Origin of the sequence: Aeromonas sp. 5HA1, assembly GCF_029237245.1 — a bacterium.
GTDB classification, from domain to species: Bacteria; Pseudomonadota; Gammaproteobacteria; order Enterobacterales; family Aeromonadaceae; genus Aeromonas; species Aeromonas salmonicida.
In genome coordinates, this window is sequence record NZ_JAACFW010000001.1 from 156,957 (window position 1) to 172,487 (window position 15,531).

General features: G+C 58.6%; 15 protein-coding genes. 6 read left to right on the forward strand and 9 right to left on the reverse strand.

Features of this window, described 5'->3' with window-relative positions:
• Positions 1-57 precede the first annotated feature (57 nt).
• The 5 genes from GWQ27_RS00660 (at position 58) to GWQ27_RS00680 (ending at position 5,894) form a co-directional block, all read left to right on the forward strand.
• Positions 58-1,677: a GGDEF domain-containing protein gene (locus GWQ27_RS00660; protein ID WP_275906426.1), complete on the forward strand. Its 1,620-nt coding sequence runs from the start codon at positions 58-60 to the stop codon at positions 1,675-1,677.
• A 161-nt stretch (positions 1,678-1,838) separates the two neighbouring features.
• Positions 1,839-3,194 (forward strand): nucleotide 5'-monophosphate nucleosidase PpnN, encoded by a 1,356-nt coding sequence (gene ppnN / locus GWQ27_RS00665; protein ID WP_021139357.1) that lies wholly within the window; start codon positions 1,839-1,841, stop codon positions 3,192-3,194.
• Between the two features lie 165 nt (positions 3,195-3,359).
• Complete coding sequence (gene xni / locus GWQ27_RS00670; RefSeq protein WP_275906427.1) at positions 3,360-4,157, forward strand: flap endonuclease Xni; 798 nt, start codon at positions 3,360-3,362, stop codon at positions 4,155-4,157.
• A gap of 164 nt (positions 4,158-4,321) precedes the next feature.
• On the forward strand, positions 4,322-5,329 hold the full coding sequence (locus tag GWQ27_RS00675) for an isocitrate dehydrogenase (protein WP_058393501.1): 1,008 nt from the start codon (positions 4,322-4,324) through the stop codon (positions 5,327-5,329).
• A 121-nt stretch (positions 5,330-5,450) separates the two neighbouring features.
• Positions 5,451-5,894 carry a hypothetical protein gene (locus GWQ27_RS00680; RefSeq protein WP_275906428.1) on the forward strand — a complete coding sequence of 148 codons (444 nt, stop codon included), beginning with the start codon at positions 5,451-5,453 and terminating at the stop codon, positions 5,892-5,894.
• Positions 5,895-5,978: 84 nt separating this feature from the next.
• Here the strand turns inward: GWQ27_RS00680 and rlmM are convergent, their stop codons facing one another.
• The 6 genes from rlmM to dinB all read right to left on the reverse strand — a co-directional run bounded on the left by rlmM (position 5,979) and on the right by dinB (position 12,579).
• On the reverse strand, positions 5,979-7,073 hold the full coding sequence (rlmM, locus tag GWQ27_RS00685) for a 23S rRNA (cytidine(2498)-2'-O)-methyltransferase RlmM (protein ID WP_059112140.1): 1,095 nt from the start codon (positions 7,071-7,073) through the stop codon (positions 5,979-5,981).
• Positions 7,066-7,452: a DUF423 domain-containing protein gene (locus GWQ27_RS00690; protein WP_099991894.1), complete on the reverse strand. Its 387-nt coding sequence runs from the start codon at positions 7,450-7,452 to the stop codon at positions 7,066-7,068. Before GWQ27_RS00690 ends, rlmM begins: the two co-directional genes overlap by 8 nt.
• Before the next feature lie 32 nt (positions 7,453-7,484).
• A complete protein-coding gene (locus tag GWQ27_RS00695) occupies positions 7,485-8,123 on the reverse strand; it encodes an alpha/beta fold hydrolase (protein WP_058393503.1) in 639 nt (212 codons plus the stop codon).
• Entirely contained in the window at positions 8,116-9,036 is a 921-nt protein-coding gene (locus tag GWQ27_RS00700; RefSeq protein ID WP_005312000.1) for a transcriptional regulator GcvA, read from the reverse strand. The genes GWQ27_RS00695 and GWQ27_RS00700 overlap by 8 nt, the downstream gene beginning before the upstream one ends.
• Positions 9,037-9,318: 282 nt before the next feature.
• Positions 9,319-11,460: a methyl-accepting chemotaxis protein gene (locus GWQ27_RS00705; RefSeq protein WP_275906429.1), complete on the reverse strand. Its 2,142-nt coding sequence runs from the start codon at positions 11,458-11,460 to the stop codon at positions 9,319-9,321.
• A gap of 66 nt (positions 11,461-11,526) precedes the next feature.
• On the reverse strand, positions 11,527-12,579 hold the full coding sequence (gene dinB, locus GWQ27_RS00710; RefSeq protein WP_275906430.1) for a DNA polymerase IV: 1,053 nt from the start codon (positions 12,577-12,579) through the stop codon (positions 11,527-11,529).
• A gap of 130 nt (positions 12,580-12,709) precedes the next feature.
• On the opposite strand from dinB, the gene GWQ27_RS00715 reads away from it, so the two are divergent.
• Positions 12,710-12,928: a hypothetical protein gene (locus GWQ27_RS00715; protein ID WP_021139366.1), complete on the forward strand. Its 219-nt coding sequence runs from the start codon at positions 12,710-12,712 to the stop codon at positions 12,926-12,928.
• Between the two features lie 96 nt (positions 12,929-13,024).
• On the opposite strand, the gene nqrM is transcribed toward GWQ27_RS00715, so the two are convergent.
• The 3 genes from nqrM to nqrF are packed head-to-tail and all read right to left on the reverse strand — an operon-like array spanning position 13,025 to position 15,525.
• Positions 13,025-13,249, reverse strand: a complete 225-nt coding sequence (gene nqrM, locus GWQ27_RS00720) for a (Na+)-NQR maturation NqrM (protein ID WP_005311992.1) — start codon at positions 13,247-13,249, stop codon at positions 13,025-13,027.
• Between the two features lie 11 nt (positions 13,250-13,260).
• Positions 13,261-14,298 carry an FAD:protein FMN transferase ApbE gene (locus GWQ27_RS00725; RefSeq protein ID WP_021139367.1) on the reverse strand — a complete coding sequence of 346 codons (1,038 nt, stop codon included), beginning with the start codon at positions 14,296-14,298 and terminating at the stop codon, positions 13,261-13,263.
• A gap of 3 nt (positions 14,299-14,301) precedes the next feature.
• Positions 14,302-15,525: an NADH:ubiquinone reductase (Na(+)-transporting) subunit F gene (nqrF, locus tag GWQ27_RS00730; protein WP_059112146.1), complete on the reverse strand. Its 1,224-nt coding sequence runs from the start codon at positions 15,523-15,525 to the stop codon at positions 14,302-14,304.
• Positions 15,526-15,531 lie beyond the last annotated feature (6 nt).

A 15,531-nucleotide genomic window follows, 5' to 3' on the forward strand; every position in this document is an offset into this window, starting at 1 on the left:
TCGACCGCCGTTGCTATCCAACACAAAAACGATAATGACAACAGGGCGACCTGAATAATGAATGATATCGCTGCCGTAGCAGGACAATTGGCCAGACTCAGGGAATCCCTTCAGCAAAAGCAGCTGGAGCTAGACGGCATAGTCACTTTTTCCGATGCAGAGCGAGCCCGCAGCATCCAGTTTATCGGTAAATTGATGCAAGCCTGTCGTGGCCATGACAGGGAGCTGGACAACAAGCTCGCCAAGCTCAAGCAAAAACTCGACGGCAATCCGCCGCTCTCCTCGCTGGATGCCGACCTCGCCGTCATCGAAAAGCTGTTGCAGCAACATGGCAATGCGCTGGAAGAGTCCATCAGCCTGACCAAGTCCGCCATCGACCTTGGCACCAAACAACTCAAATCCATCAAGGGCTTCCCGGAGGATACCCGCAAGTCCCTCAAGGAGTTTCTGGCAAGCCCGGATGGCTATGGCATCGGCGACCATCAAAAGAAAGTGATCCGCTTGCTGGAGTTTTACCAGCAGGCCATCAAGATCCAGCTGCTGCCGACCCAGCCCCTGCTAGCCCCGGCGCCCGCCGCCAGCGTGCAGGCCATGGCCATCACAGAACTTTCGTCTCCTGAGCCTGCGATCCCGTTTGACGCCAAGGCTCACGCCCATATCGCCGACGAGTTGCAGCGGCTCATCACAGAGCTGGATTTTGCCGGCGCCGTTGGCGAGAGTCTGGCGGATATCCGCCGCCAGTTGCTCAATGGCATCACGCCGCCGCTGCTGGCGGAGATTTGCCTGCAGGTGATAGAGCTCATCATTGAGGGCACCCGCGAAGAGCGAAAATCCTCCCAGGCTTTCCTGAGTACCCTCAACGAGAGCCTCTCTGCGGTGCATTTCAGCTTCACCGAGTCCCTCGACGAGGGGCGCGCCCTGCAAAGCGCCACCCAGGATACCCGTCAGGCCATCGACAAGGAGCTGCGAGCCCTCGACCATACCCTGGCCAGCCACGACGCCTTCGGCGAGCTCAAGGATGCCATCTCGGGCCATATGGGTGCCATCAACATGCTGCTGCAGGACAGGGAAGCCATGGCTACCCGTGAGCGCCACCTGCTCACCCGCCTCTCCACCATGGAGGCCAAGCTGCGGCTGATGAAGGAGGAGACCGCCGAGTACAAGAAGCGGCTCACCATCCAGAAACACAAATTGTTCCTCGACAGCCTGACCCAGGTACATAACCGGGCGGCGCTGGACGAGCGGCTCGAACTCGAATACAAGCGCTGGCTGCGCTACAACACCCCGCTCTGTCTGGCCATCATCGACATTGATCACTTCAAGAACATCAATGACAACTATGGCCACATGGCCGGCGACAAGGCGTTGAAGGTGGTGGCCAAGGCATTGCAGGGCGCCCTGCGCGATACCGACTTCATCGCCCGCTTTGGCGGTGAGGAGTTCGTGGTGCTGCTGCCGAACATCAACCCGGACAAATACCAGAAGCCGCTGGAGACACTGCGCCAGACCATCAAGAGCATTCCGTTCCGTTTTCGGGATGCCAGGGTCGAGATCACCATCTCCATCGGTGCCACCCTGTTTCGGGAGGGAGATCACACCACGGATGCGTTCGAGCGAGCCGACAAGGCGCTCTACAGCTCCAAGCACTCGGGTCGGGATCAGGTCAATCTGGCCTGAATTCGGGCTGAGCGGTGACTAAAAAAGCAGCAAACGCACTTCTCCCCTATTCCCCTGCCCTACCGCTTACATCTACTATCAAATTCAAGGGATGCCACATGGCATCCCGTTTTCTCCCCAGGGAAAAGCACAACGATAACAAGCGAGTGAAAGGGGAACTTATGATTACGCACATCAATCCTGTGGGCAGCATGGACTTGCTGTCACAACTCGAGGTGGATCGCCTCAAACAGACTGCTTCCAGCGATATCTATCAATTGTTTCGCAACTGCTCGCTGGCGGTGCTCAACTCAGGTAGCCATACCGACAGCTCCAAAGAGATACTGGAGCGTTTCAAATCCTTTGATATCCATGTGATCCGGCGCGAGCGCGGGGTCAAACTCGAACTGTTCAATGCCCCCGAGCATGCCTTTGTGGATGGCGAGATCATCCGTGGCATTCAGGAGCACCTCTTCTCCGTGCTGCGCGACATCCTCTATGTGTCGACCCAGCTGGAGTCGAACCGACTGGTCAACCTGACCAGCTCCACCCATATCACCAACGTGGTGTTCGCCATACTGCGCAACGCCAAGGCGATCCTGCCGGGGGCGGATCCCAATCTGGTGGTCTGCTGGGGCGGCCACTCCATCAACCCCATTGAATACCAGTACACCCGCGAGGTCGGCAGCGAGCTGGGATTGCGCGAGCTCAACATCTGCACCGGTTGCGGTCCGGGTGCCATGGAGGGGCCCATGAAGGGGGGCGCCGTCGGCCACGCCAAGCAGCGGGTACGCAATGGCCGCTACATAGGTCTGACCGAACCTTCGATCATTGCCGCCGAGCCGCCCAACCCCATCGTCAACGAGCTGGTGATACTGCCGGATATCGAGAAACGGCTGGAGGCTTTCGTGCGTCTGGGCCACGGCATCATCATATTCCCGGGCGGGGTCGGCACGGCCGAAGAGCTGCTCTATCTGCTCGGCATCATGATGCATCCGGCCAACGAGCGCCAACCCATGCCGATTATCCTGACCGGTCCGAAAGAGAGCGCCGATTACTTCCGTGCCATCGATGACTTCGTCAAGGCCACCCTGGGCGAACCCGCTACCAGCCTCTACCGGATCATCGTTGGCGATGCGCCGGAAGTGGCCCGGGTGATGAAGGAAGCGATGCCGAAAATTCGCGAATATCGTAAATCGGTCGGCGATGCCTACTCCTTCAACTGGTCCCTCAAGATTGAGCCCGAGTTCCAGCTGCCGTTCGAGCCGGATCATGCCAGCATGGCCAGCCTGGATCTGCATCGCAACCAGCCGCCCCAATTGCTGGCAGCCAACCTGCGCCGCGCCTTTTCCGGCATCGTCGCCGGTAACGTGAAGGAAGGGGGCATCCGCGCCATCGAGAAGAAGGGCCCCTTCAAGCTGCACGGCGACAAGGAGCTGATGCACCTGATGGACAAGCTGCTGGAGAGCTTCGTCAAACAACAGCGCATGAAGCTGCCTGGCACCCAATACGTCCCCTGTTACGAGATAGTTCGTTAAAGGCTGTTAGTCGCCGGTGACCAGCGACAACATGGCACAAGGGGCGCAGCAGCGCCCCTTCCTTTTGCCATCTGTATGAGCATCTGACGCTCTGGCACCACCTGAACACTGTCATCAAGGCTGCCAGTTGTTACAATGGCGCGTCCTGACTGCCAAGAGCCCCCTATGCCACACCTGCTTATCATCGATGCCCTCAACCTCATCCGCCGTCTGCACGCGGTGCAAGCCCAGCAGGCGCTGACCCCGGCCCAGGCGCTCATCGCTACCCGTACCAATCTCATCAATACCTGCCGCAAGCTGCTGACGGGCAGCGAGCCGACCCACGTCATAGCGGTATTCGACGGCGAGATACACAGCTGGCGCAAAGAGGTCTACCCGGCCTACAAGGAGGGACGAACCCCCATGCCGGTGGAGCTGCGTGAAGGTCTGAACACGCTGCAGGATGCATTCTGGGAGTGTGGCGTAGACGCTTTGCTCTCCCAGACCGATGAGGCGGACGATCTCATCGCCACCCTGGCCAGCGGCATCGCCCAGCACGGGGCAAGGGCCACCATCATCTCTACCGACAAGGGGTTCTGTCAGCTCATCTGCCCGCAGATCCAGATCAGGGACTATTTCAACAAACGCTGGCTGGATGCCGCCTTCGTCGAGCAGCAATATGGTGTGGCACCGGCCCAGCTGGTGGATTTCTGGGCCCTGACCGGCATCAGCGGATCCAATATCAAGGGGGTGCCCGGCATAGGCCCCAAGACGGCGACCCAATTGCTGCAGCAATATGGCAGCCTGTCGGCGCTGCTCGCGGCCTGCCAACAGGAGGAGACCAGCAAGCCCTTGCTCAAGCTGCGCCAGCATCAGGACGATGCCCTGCTGGCCCAGCGTCTGGTCCGGTTGCAGCGTGATATTCCCCTGGGTTTCAACTTGCGGGAAATACGCTATCCCCCAGCACCCGAGAGCGAGGCATGACACCGACGTCCCCCATTGACCAGCAATCCTGCCAATCATGACGGGACTCACCCTTGCTGTTGACAAAAACAGATAGAATGTAAAGAAACATGGAGGGTTAGTTGTATAAATGGTATAAAACGGCCGAATCCTCCCCCTCTGTTCCCTAGAAGTGGATACCTCTCATGTCAAAAAGAAAGATTACCGTCATCCCGGGCGACGGCATTGGCCCCAGCATCATCGAATCCGCCATCCAGATCCTGACCCACGCCGGTTGTGACTTCGAATACGAGTATGCGGATGCCGGTCTGGTCGCGCTGGAGAAGCACGGCGAGCTGCTGCCCCAGGCAACCCTGGATCTGATCGAGAAGAACAAGGTCAGCCTGAAAGGCCCGCTCACCACCCCGGTCGGCGGCGGCTTCACCTCCATCAACGTCTCCCTGCGCAAGAAATTCAACCTCTACGCCAACGTCCGCCCCGTCATCTCCTTCAAGGGTACCAAGAGTCGTTACGAGAACATCGATATCATCACAGTGCGCGAGAACACCGAAGGGATGTACTCGGGCGCTGGCCAGAAGCGCAGCGATGACAACAATAGCGCCGAGGCGATGAGTATCGTTACCCGCGACGGGGCAGAACGCATCGTCAAGTTTGCCTTCGAACTGGCCCGCCAGGAAGGACGCAAGAAAGTGACCATCATCCACAAGGCCAACATTCTCAAGTCCACCTCTGGCCTGTTTCTGGAAGTGGCCCGCGATGTCGCCGCTCGCTACCCGGATATCCAGAGCGAAGAGATGATTGTCGATGCCGCCTGCATGAACCTGGTGATGTACCCGGAGCGGTTCGATGTCATGGTCACCACCAACCTGTTTGGCGACATCCTCTCGGATCTGTGCGCCGGTCTGGTGGGCGGTCTGGGTATGGCACCTGGTGCCAACATCGGCGATGGCGCCGCCATCTTCGAAGCGGTCCATGGCTCGGCGCCGGATATCGCAGGCAAGAACATCGCCAACCCGACCTCGGTGATCCTCGCCTCCATCCAGATGCTGGAATACCTGGGCATGCAGGACAAGGCTGAGCGCATCCGTGAGGCAGTGCGCGCCACCATCGAATCCGGTGATCGCGTGACCCGGGATCTCGGGGGGACCGCCTCTACCAGCGAGTTCACCCAATCCATCATAGACCGTTTGTAATTCATCTTAATTCGTTGATTCAAAAGGGGAGCTCAGGCTCCCCTTGTTTTATCTCGCGGCGCGCTACCCGCCTAGTCAATTGACTACTATGTTCAATGCATAAGGGATAAGGAGATCCATTATGCGCGCTATTTTTCCCCTGTTGCTTGTCAGCAGCAGCGTCATGGCAGTAGACAGACCGGTCGAAAATGCTTGGAAACAGCTTCCGGCAGCCCAGTCGCAGCCCGCCAGTCAGGTATGGCGTTCCAGTCTGGATACCAATGATCTGCTCAAGGCACCCAAACCGCTCTCCTTCGGGGTAGACATCATGACGGACAGCGATGGCAACCAGCAGGTTACCACATACCAGAAGCTGAATTTGACGGCGGAGAAGAGCGTAAGCCTCTCCTTCGAGCACCACAAACCCAGGATCAAGTTCAAGGCCGCTGGCATGAATACGGCCATCAAACTCAGAGGGGATGGGGTCAAGTTGCAGTTCAATCCGGTCGACAAGAGCATTCCCCTGCAGATAGAGCTCAAAGTCACGGATGACGAGTCATCTCTGCGTCTCGACTACCGCTTCTGACACTGGCTGCATGGCGCAGATAGCAAAAGACCGATGGCATCGCTGCCATCGGTCTTTTTTCTGCTCACGGCAAGGGACAGGATGTCACTCCTTGGCTTCCAGCTTGGAGACCCAGTACTTGTTGTAGACGTGTACCGTGATCTCTTCGCGATCGTGATAGAGCTGCTTGGCCTGAATGACGAAGGCGTTGTCTACCTCCTTGAGCAGGCCGCGCAACACCTCTATGTTGTGTACCGCTTCGGCGTAACGCTTCTTCATCGGCAGCTTGAGGTTGAACATGGCCTCCTGACAGTCGTTCTCGCGGAACCAGTCAGCGATCATGTGAACAACCCGCGCCGGCTTCTCCACCATGTCGCACACCAGCCAGTAGATATTCTTCTTGCTGGGGCGCCACACAAAACCATCATCACGCAGGTGCTTCACCTGACCGGTATCCATCAGGGACTGGGCCATGGTGCCGTTATCCACCGCTGTCACCATCATGCCGCGACGCACCAGCTGATGGGTCCAGCCACCCGGGCAGGCGCCCAGATCGACCGCTTTCATGCCGGAGGTGAGGCGCAGGTCCCACTCTTCCCGCGGTACGAACACATAGAAGGCCTCTTCCAGCTTGAGGCTGGATCGGCTCGGTGCATCCGGCGGGCAGCGCAGACGGGGAATACCCATGTGGAACTCTGAGTTGTTGAACGAGTAGGAATACCCCAGCAACAGGTGATCGTTGGCCATGAAAAAGGCGTGGAACACCGGACGGTGCGGCGTCTCTTTCTTGGTCAGCAGCTCCTTGCTGCGCAGGGCCTGACGAAGCGGCACTGTGAATTTGCGGCAGAAGGCCGACAGCTCTTTCGCTTCGTTGGTATCGGCGGTTTCAACTCGCAGATCGCCACAAATGGTGTATTCACGGGTCGCTTCTATGATGGGCGAGATCCGATCAGCCACATCCAGATCCTTCAGCTCGTGGGTCACCACCAGCATCTGACGGATGAAGATAAGCTCCCTGAATGGCAACTTGCGCGCCAGCAGATCGGCCTGCTCCTCGTCATACAACTCGAATATCACATAACCGCTGTCGTCCTTGACCCGGGCGAAACCGTAGCACTGCATGTTACTGGCACGCTCGGTGATCTCTGCCGCCGCCTCTTTCTCAAAACCGGGGCGGCAATAAAGCAGCAGATTATTCATTTTTTCCTCCAAGACGACAGCCAGCCCATATCAGAGCCGCCCATCCCAACATAAAACAGAGGCCACCGGCCGGGGTAATGAGCCCCAGCCCCTTGCTGCCAAGCAGCACCATGGCGTAAATACTGCCGCAGAATCCAAGGATCCCCAGCAAAAATGCGAAGCCCGCAAAGGTGATTACCTTGCTGCGCACACCGCACCAACCCAGCACCAGCAGGGCCAATGCGTGAAAAAACTGATAATGCACGGCGGTGTTGAACGCCGCCAGCTGCGAAGCCGTAATACCACTCGCCGCCAGACCGTGGGCGCCATAAGCCCCCAGCATGGTCGCCGTCAGGCCAAAAAAACCCGCCAGTACCAGCCAATGTCGATGGATCTGCATTCTTACCCTCCTCGTTCTCTCCGTCGCGACCGTCAGCCCTGTGCCAGCGTCGCCGCGATGAAGCACCTGATATGATCAGCCGCCTGCTGCAGGTTCTCCTGCTCGCTCACGCCGCTGGCTTTTCGCGGTTTGAAGCCATGGTCACCATCGGTCAGCCAGTGGACCGATACGTGGGGTGAGAAGGGAAAATCTGCCAGTTCGGCGCGCGTGCCGAAGGTGTCGCGCTCCCCTTGCAACAGCAGGGTCGGCGTCTTGATCTGCTTGAGCACCTCGCCCCGCCAGCGGTCGGGCTTGGCCGGGGGGTGGAAAGGATACCCGAGAATGAGCAATCCTGCAGCATTCATCTCGTCCCCACCTTCGCCATACAGCTCTGCCGCCATGCGCCCCCCCATGGACTTGCCCGCCAAGAACAGCCTTGGGTGAGCGAACAGCTGCGCCATCTGGCGCCAATGGTCGAGCAATACCGGCTGCCTGTCCGGCGGCCTGCGCTTGCCATCCTGGGCCCGCTTGGTCATGTAGGGGAAGTTGAAACGCACTACCTCGATATCGGGCCCCGCCAGCAGGCGTGACAGCTCGCAAAGAAAGGCGTGTTCCATGCCGGCCCCGGCGCCATGGGCCAGCAGAATACGAACGGGGGCATCACTCGCCCCCTCTCTCATCACATCAGGCATCGGCGAGCCGTGCCCTGCGACGAGCCTCTTCCTGCTCCACCAGCTCCAGCATCCAGTCGCGGAAGGCCACTATCTTGCCCTGATCGGACTGCTGCTCCTGGCATACCAGGTAGAACGCATTCTTGCTCACCAGCACCTGCTCGAACGGGCAGATAAGGCGCCCCGCTTCGATTTCTGGCTGGGCAAGCACACTGTGACCAAGCGCCACCCCCTGACCGTGGATCGCCGCCTGGATCACCATGGTGGAGTGGCTGAAGATGGGCCCTTGATTGACGTTGGGCGCATCGATGTCGAGCTGGCGAAACCAGGCTTTCCAGTCACGGCGGGAGGTATCGTGCAACAGAGTGTGGCGGATCAGATCATCCGGGGTGCGCAGTGGCTTGGGGCCGGTCAGCAACAGCGGCGAGCAGACAGGGATCAGGTACTCGGTGTGCAGCTTGTCGGCACGCAGTCCAGGCCAGTTGCCACGGCCGTAGTAGATGGCCACGTCCACATCGTCGGTCAGCGATCCCTCGTCCATGTCCACCGCCTTGATCCGTACGTCTATGTCCGGATGACGTTCGCTGAACTTCACCAGTCTGGGTACCAGCCACTGGATGGCAAAACTTGGCTGCAAGCTGACGGTGAGCGCCCCCTTGGCACTGCGGGCCAGCAGCTTGTCGGTCGCCTCCGAGATGGAGGTGAAGATGTCTTTGATATCGAGGAAGTAACCCTGCCCCTCTTCGGTCAACAGCAAGGAGCGGTTCTTGCGGCGAAACAGCTTGATGCCGAGATACTCTTCCAACGCCTTGATCTGGTGGCTGATGGCAGCCTGGGTCACAAACAACTCTTCCGCTGCCCGGGTGAAGCTTAAGTGACGAGCCGCGGCTTCGAATGCTTTCAGGGCATTGAGCGGGGGTAAACGACGAGACATGAGACCAGCCGACGATGAGTTTTTCTAATGGGCCGCATTATAATTTGTCGGTTGCGGGTCGACCAGTGAATAAACATAATTCGCTTCGCAATCCGTTGTCATATGGCTCACTTTTTCTCTTCCATGTTGGTTTACATGTGATTTTTGTGAGTCAGTGGTCTGCGATTGTGGTGTTGTGTTTCTTCCTCTGCGGGAAGAGGGGCTTAAATCGGACCGATTTAACCCAGTCTGTCATCTGAATGTGTTTGGCGCCTCCGGTTGGATGGCGCCTTTTTTCTTATCCTATACCTTGAACTGCCCCACCAGCTGCTGCTGTTTGTCCGCCAGCGCCGACAACTCGCGCCCATTTTCGGCGGAAGTCGCCGCTTCGGCCCGTATGGTATGGCTCACATCACGAATGTTGCTGACGTTGCGATTGATCTCGTCCGCCACCCCGCTTTGCTCCTGCGCCGCCCTGGCAATCTGCTCGTTCATCTGATGAATGGTCGCCACCGCATGGATGATCTGCTCCAGTACGCTGACCGACAGATCCACTTTTGTCAGCGTCACATCCGCTTGGCTGTGACCCGTCATGATCGCCTTGACCACGGCCTCGGTACCGGACTGAAGCTGCCCTATTAGAGTCTGGATCTCGACGATGGCATTCTGGGTACGCCCCGCCAGATTGCGCACCTCGTCAGCCACCACGGCGAAGCCACGGCCCTGTTCACCGGCCCGCGCCGCCTCGATGGCGGCGTTCAGCGCCAGCAGGTTGGTCTGCTCGGCGATCCCCTGGATCACCACCAGTATGTCGTTGATGTTGTCGCTGTTGGCGGCGAGTCGCTCCACCACAGGTTTGGCATCGCTGATCACCACCATCAACTTGCGCATGGCCTCCTGGGTATCGGCCACCACATACTTGCCCTCCTGCGCCGAGGTATCTGCCTGGTTGGCCGCCGCCACCGCCGAGTTGGCGTTGCCCGCCACCTGCAAGGCAGTGGCACTGAGTTCCTCGAATGCAGTCGCCACCAGATCCACCTCCTGGTACTGGGCCTGCATGCCGGCACTGGTGCGCTCGGCAACCTGAGCCGCCTGCTCCGCACTGGCGCGGGTGCCCGCAACGGTATCGATCACCTGACTGATGGTGGATTGCAACTTGTTGAGGAAGCTGTTGAACCACTTGGCCAACTCGCCAATCTCGTCATCGCGATGCAGGTCAATCCGCTGGGTCAGGTCTCCCTCCCCCGTGGCTATGTCCTTGAGGCGAGCCACCACGGCGCGAATGGGGGCAACGATCTGACGAGCCATCAACCAGATGCAGAGCAAGGCAACTACCGAAATCACGCCGCCAATCACCAGTTGGGTGACCACGCTGCCATTGGCCTGGTTGGAGAGTTCGTCTTGCAGCTGGCGGGCCGAGGCCAGCACAACGGTGCGGGGAAGCTCGATATAGATGCCCCACTTGTGCTCGGTGCCGCGCATGCTGACCGGCACGAAAGTTTGCAGCAGAGTCCCGTCAGGACTCCAGCGTGTCATTGTCTGCCCCTGGCCGATCCAGCCTTTCAGATCGCCAGCCAGTGCCTGATATTGCTGCCCCAACGGGCTGCCCAGGGTGACGTCAAACCCATCTACCCCGGCGGCTCGCCCTTCGTGACTGACCAGCAATACCTTGCCCTGTCCGTCGTACAGCGCCTGATCCATCTCCTTGACCAGACTTTGCAGGGTCGCCAGCGAGATATCGACCCCGACCATGCCAAGCAGGGTCTCCTGCTCCAGCAGAGGGACTGTCACCGAGGTCATCAGCACCTTCTGCGACCCTACATCATCGAGGTAGGGCTCGAGCAGGCAGAGCGCCTTGCTGCGAATACTGCAACGATACCAGTCGTTCTCCACGCCACCTGCTGCCGTGGGGCTCTCGTCCGCCAGCACGGATTCGTCTTGCACCTCAGGTTCAATCTTGCCGTCGACCCGGGCCCAGTAAGTGGAGAAGCGCCCCTTGTCATTGGCACCCAGCTCGCTGGAACCGTGGTAGTTGCGGTCTTCCCCATCCAGCTGATCGGGCTCGAACACCGCATAGACACCAAGCAGGTTGGCGGAAGCTGCCGCCGCATCTTGCAGTTGCTGATTGACGGCACCACGCAGCGCCTCGGAAGAGCCAAAGTTGTCGGCCGCATTCTTGCGCTGGAACAATATGCTCTGAGCCAGCAGAGTGGTACGGAAATAGGCCTCATCCAGATAGCTGGTGACCTTGGCCGCCTGCTCGGATCCCATCGCCTTCATCCAGTTTTCGGCCGAGCGTTGCGCCTCCTCAGTGGTGGAGGTCAGCACCTGATCCTGCATCCGGGCGGCGCTATAAAGAGAAGAGGCAACCAGGGCACCAGCACTGGCCAATAAACAACAACCGGCGATCAGGGTGATCCGCCCCTGAACAGAAAGAGAACTCATGCCACCATTCCTAGCTCATACAGATGTGATCAGTGTATCGGTTTTGGATACAAAAACTTAACCTAATCAAGCAAAATCCAGGCTCAGCTGGTTAACTTCCCCGTCACGAGGCAAGCCCACAACCAGCCCGAGCAATCGAATGGGTTTACCCTGCGCCCGCAGCAGCCCTTCATGGAGCAGATCGTGAAACAGCTCGGGCTGATAGCCGCCACGGCGATAGACAGTGGTCTGCTGAAAATCGGCGAACTTGAGCTTGATCCCCTGCCCCATCAACTGCTCCCTGGCATAGCCAGCGGCAAAACGACGCTCCAGCTCGGGAATAAGCTGGCTCAGTACCTGCCAGCAGGCGGCCTCATCCAACACGTCGCTGGCCAGCGTTGTCTCCACACCAATGGTTTTACGGATCCGCTGCGCCTGCACCGGCTGATCATCTCGGCCCCAGATCCGGCCAGTCAGCATCTCCCCCAACTTGCCAAACCGGGCGATCAGCTCATCACTGCTGAGCACTCTCGCATCCTCGCACGAATAGAGTCCCTGGGACTCCAGCCGCTCGGCCGTCTTGTGCCCAATCCCCGGCAACTTGGCCAACGGCAGCTGGCGCACGAACTCATCCACCTCCTCTGGCCGGATCACGAACAGGCCGTCGGGTTTGCGCTGCTCCGACGCGAGTTTGGCCAGAAACTTGTTCGGTGCCACCCCGGCCGAAGCGGTCAACCCCAGTTCGGTCACTATGGCCTGGCGGATCTCGGCCGCCATCAGGGTGGCACTGCCACCACAGCAATTACTGTCGGTGACATCGAGGTAGGCTTCGTCCAGCGAAAGCGGCTCCACCAGCTCGGTGTAACGCAAGAAGATGGCGCGCAGCTGACGGGAGGTCTCCTTGTAGACCGCCATTCGTCCCGGTATGAGTACGAGCGGCGGGCAGAGTTTCTTGGCCAGGCCACTCGGCATGGCGGAGCGCACCCCGAAACGGCGTGCCACATAGTTGCAGGTCGAGATGACCCCCCGCCGATCGGAGGAGCCCCCTATCGCCAAGGGTACGTCCCGCAGAGCCGGGTTGTCCCGCATCTCTACCGCCGCATAAAAGCAGTCCATGTCGATGTGAATGATTTTGCGCATACCACTGTACGGATAAACAGTTAACTCACCCATGCTAACCCAGCGCACCCGTTTCTGCCATCGGCATGAAACAACGAACAGGCATAGACTCTTAAGACACCACTCACAAAAAATGACAAGGAGGAAAGGAATGAGAGCACTCTGGCTGGGAGTAGGACTGGGACTCTGTCTGCTGCCGCTGCTTGGCGGTACCAAGGACCATCCGACCGCCGAATGCAGCTGGCTGCATGATCGCATCGAGACACTGGAGAAAGCCATCAAGCAAGGGGATGAGCTGGGAACACGGGAGGAACTGGCGCGCTGGAAGGCCGAGTTCAAAAAGAAAGCCTGTCATCAATACGACTACTGAATCCCCCTCCCGCCAAAGAAAAGGCGGGCTGACCCCAAGGTCAGCCCGCCTGCCATTCAGCCTTGGCCCGAGTACAACTCGAAAACCCTGGTCCGCTCAGATGATCCGGTTATCGGTCAGCATCTTGCGACGGGCCTCTTCCTTGGCCATCTTCTTCTTGCGGTTGTCACAGGGTTCCGGGCAATCGCACTCCTTTTCGATACCTATAGTGCCCAGTCCGCCACAGGAGCCGGAAATGGTCTTCTTCTGGAAGATGTAACCTATGGCCATGGCCACCACAACGACCAGAAACACCCCGAAGGTGATCAGAAAAATCTGCATGCTGGTGCCCCTTACTTTCTAACCAGGTACTGTTTGAACGCATCTGAATAGGCTTCGTCAAAACCATCGGCCGTCTTGGTGATCACGAAGATCGCCAGTCCGCGCTCTTTGGCATACGCCAGGCTCTTCTCGGGCCCGAGCACCATGAACACGGTCGCCAACCCGTCTGCGGTCATGCAGGAAGGGTGAATGACGGTCACCGACACCATGCGATGCTGGATGGGTTTGCCCGTCATGGGATCGATAGTGTGGGAGAAACGCTGGCCATCCATTTCGTAGTAATTGCGGTACTCGCCTGAAGTGGCAACCCCGTTGTCCCCCGGCACTATCACTTCCTGTACAGAGCCGGCATTGGCGGTCGGCTTCTCGATGGCCACACGCCAGGGGTGCCCCTTGCCGTTGACGCCATTGATCCGCAGCTCGCCACCGATCTCCACCAGATAGTTGCGAGACCCCATGGACTCCAGATACTCGGCCACCTTGTCCACCCCGAAGCCCTTGGCAATGGCAGAGAGATCCACATAGAGGTCCGGAATATCTTTTTGCAACGTATCTGCATCGGCGGAGGTGATCACATGCAAATTGCCCAGACCAGTCTTCTGACGGGTCTGGGTGATCAGCTCCTCTGACGGGATCCTGGTCGGACGCGCATCCGGCCCGAAGCCCCACAGATTGACCAGAGGGCCGACGGTAACGTCAAGCGCCCCCCGGCTCTCACGGCCTAGATGCAGGGATTCAGTCACCACCCGGGCGGTATCGCGAGAGACCACCACAGGGGTCGAGCTTCTGTGCTGGTTGAAACGGGACAACTCGGAATCGGGACGATAGGTCGACATCTGGTCGTTGACCCGCTCCAGCAGAATGTCTACTTCAGCCTGAAACTTGGCCGGATCCTGGATGATCTCATCCGCGACCTTGATGGAATAATAGGTACCCATGGTGCTGCCGGTGATGTGGATCTCCGGCTTGGATTGGACCGTTTCCTGACCGCACCCAGTCAAGAAAAAGGCTAGCCCTAAGGCTAGCCAGGTCTTTACAACACTGTGCATTGATTAACCACCAAAGTCATCCAGCAGGATGTTTTCGTCTTCAACACCGAGGTTCTTCAGCATGTTGATGACGGCAGCATTCATGACGGGAGGTCCACACATGTAGAACTCGCAATCTTCCGGCGCCTCGTGGTTCTTGAGATAGTTCTCGAACAAGACGTTGTGGATGAAGCCGGTGTAGCCATCCCAGTTGTCTTCCGGTTGCGGATCAGACAGGGCGACGTGCCACTGGAAGTTGTCATTCTCGGCCGCCAGCATGTCGAAGTCTTCGACATAGAACATCTCGCGCTTGGAACGGGCACCGTACCAGAAGCTCATCTTGCGTTGGGTCTTCAGGCGACGCAGCTGGTCGAAGATATGGGAGCGCATCGGCGCCATACCCGCACCACCACCGACGAACACCATTTCGGCATTGGTGTCTTTGGCGAAGAACTCACCGAACGGACCCGAGATGGTCACCTTGTCGCCAGCCTTGAGGCTGAAGATATAGGAGGACATCTGGCCGGGAGGCGCAGTCCAGTTGCTGGGCGGCGGGGTCGCGATCCGCACGTTCAGCATTATGATGCCGAACTCTTCCGGATAGTTGGCCATGGAATAAGCACGAATGATCGGCTCGTTGACCTTGGACTCCAGTTCGAAGATCTTGAAGCGATCCCAATCCCCGCGATACTCCTCGGGAATATCGAAGTTCTTGTACTGCACGTGGTGAGCAGGGGCTTCGATCTGGATATAACCACCGGCGCGGAACGGCACGCTCTCGCCATCCGGGATCTGCAGCTTGAGCTCCTTGATGAAGGTGGCCTTGTTATCGTTGGAGATAACAGTACAGTCCCACTTCTTCACCCCGAAGATCTCTTCAGGCAGCTCGATATCCATGTCGGAACGCACTGTGACCTGACAGGCCAGACGCTCCCCATGACGGGCTTCACCCTTGCTGATGTGATCCAGCTCGGTCGGCAGAATATCACCGCCGCCAGCTTTCACCCGCACCTTGCACTGACCACAGGAGCCACCGCCGCCACAGGCGGAGGAGACGAAGATGCCGCTGCCGGCCAGCACGCCGAGCAGCTTGCCACCCGCCGGGCTGGTGACAGCCTTGGCCGGGTCGCCGTTGATGCTGATTGTCACGTCACCTGCGGTCACCAGCTTGGACTTGGCGAACAGAATAACTGCCACCAAAGCCAGCAGGATCACGGTGAACATGACCACACCCAGAATAATTTCCATCTATTA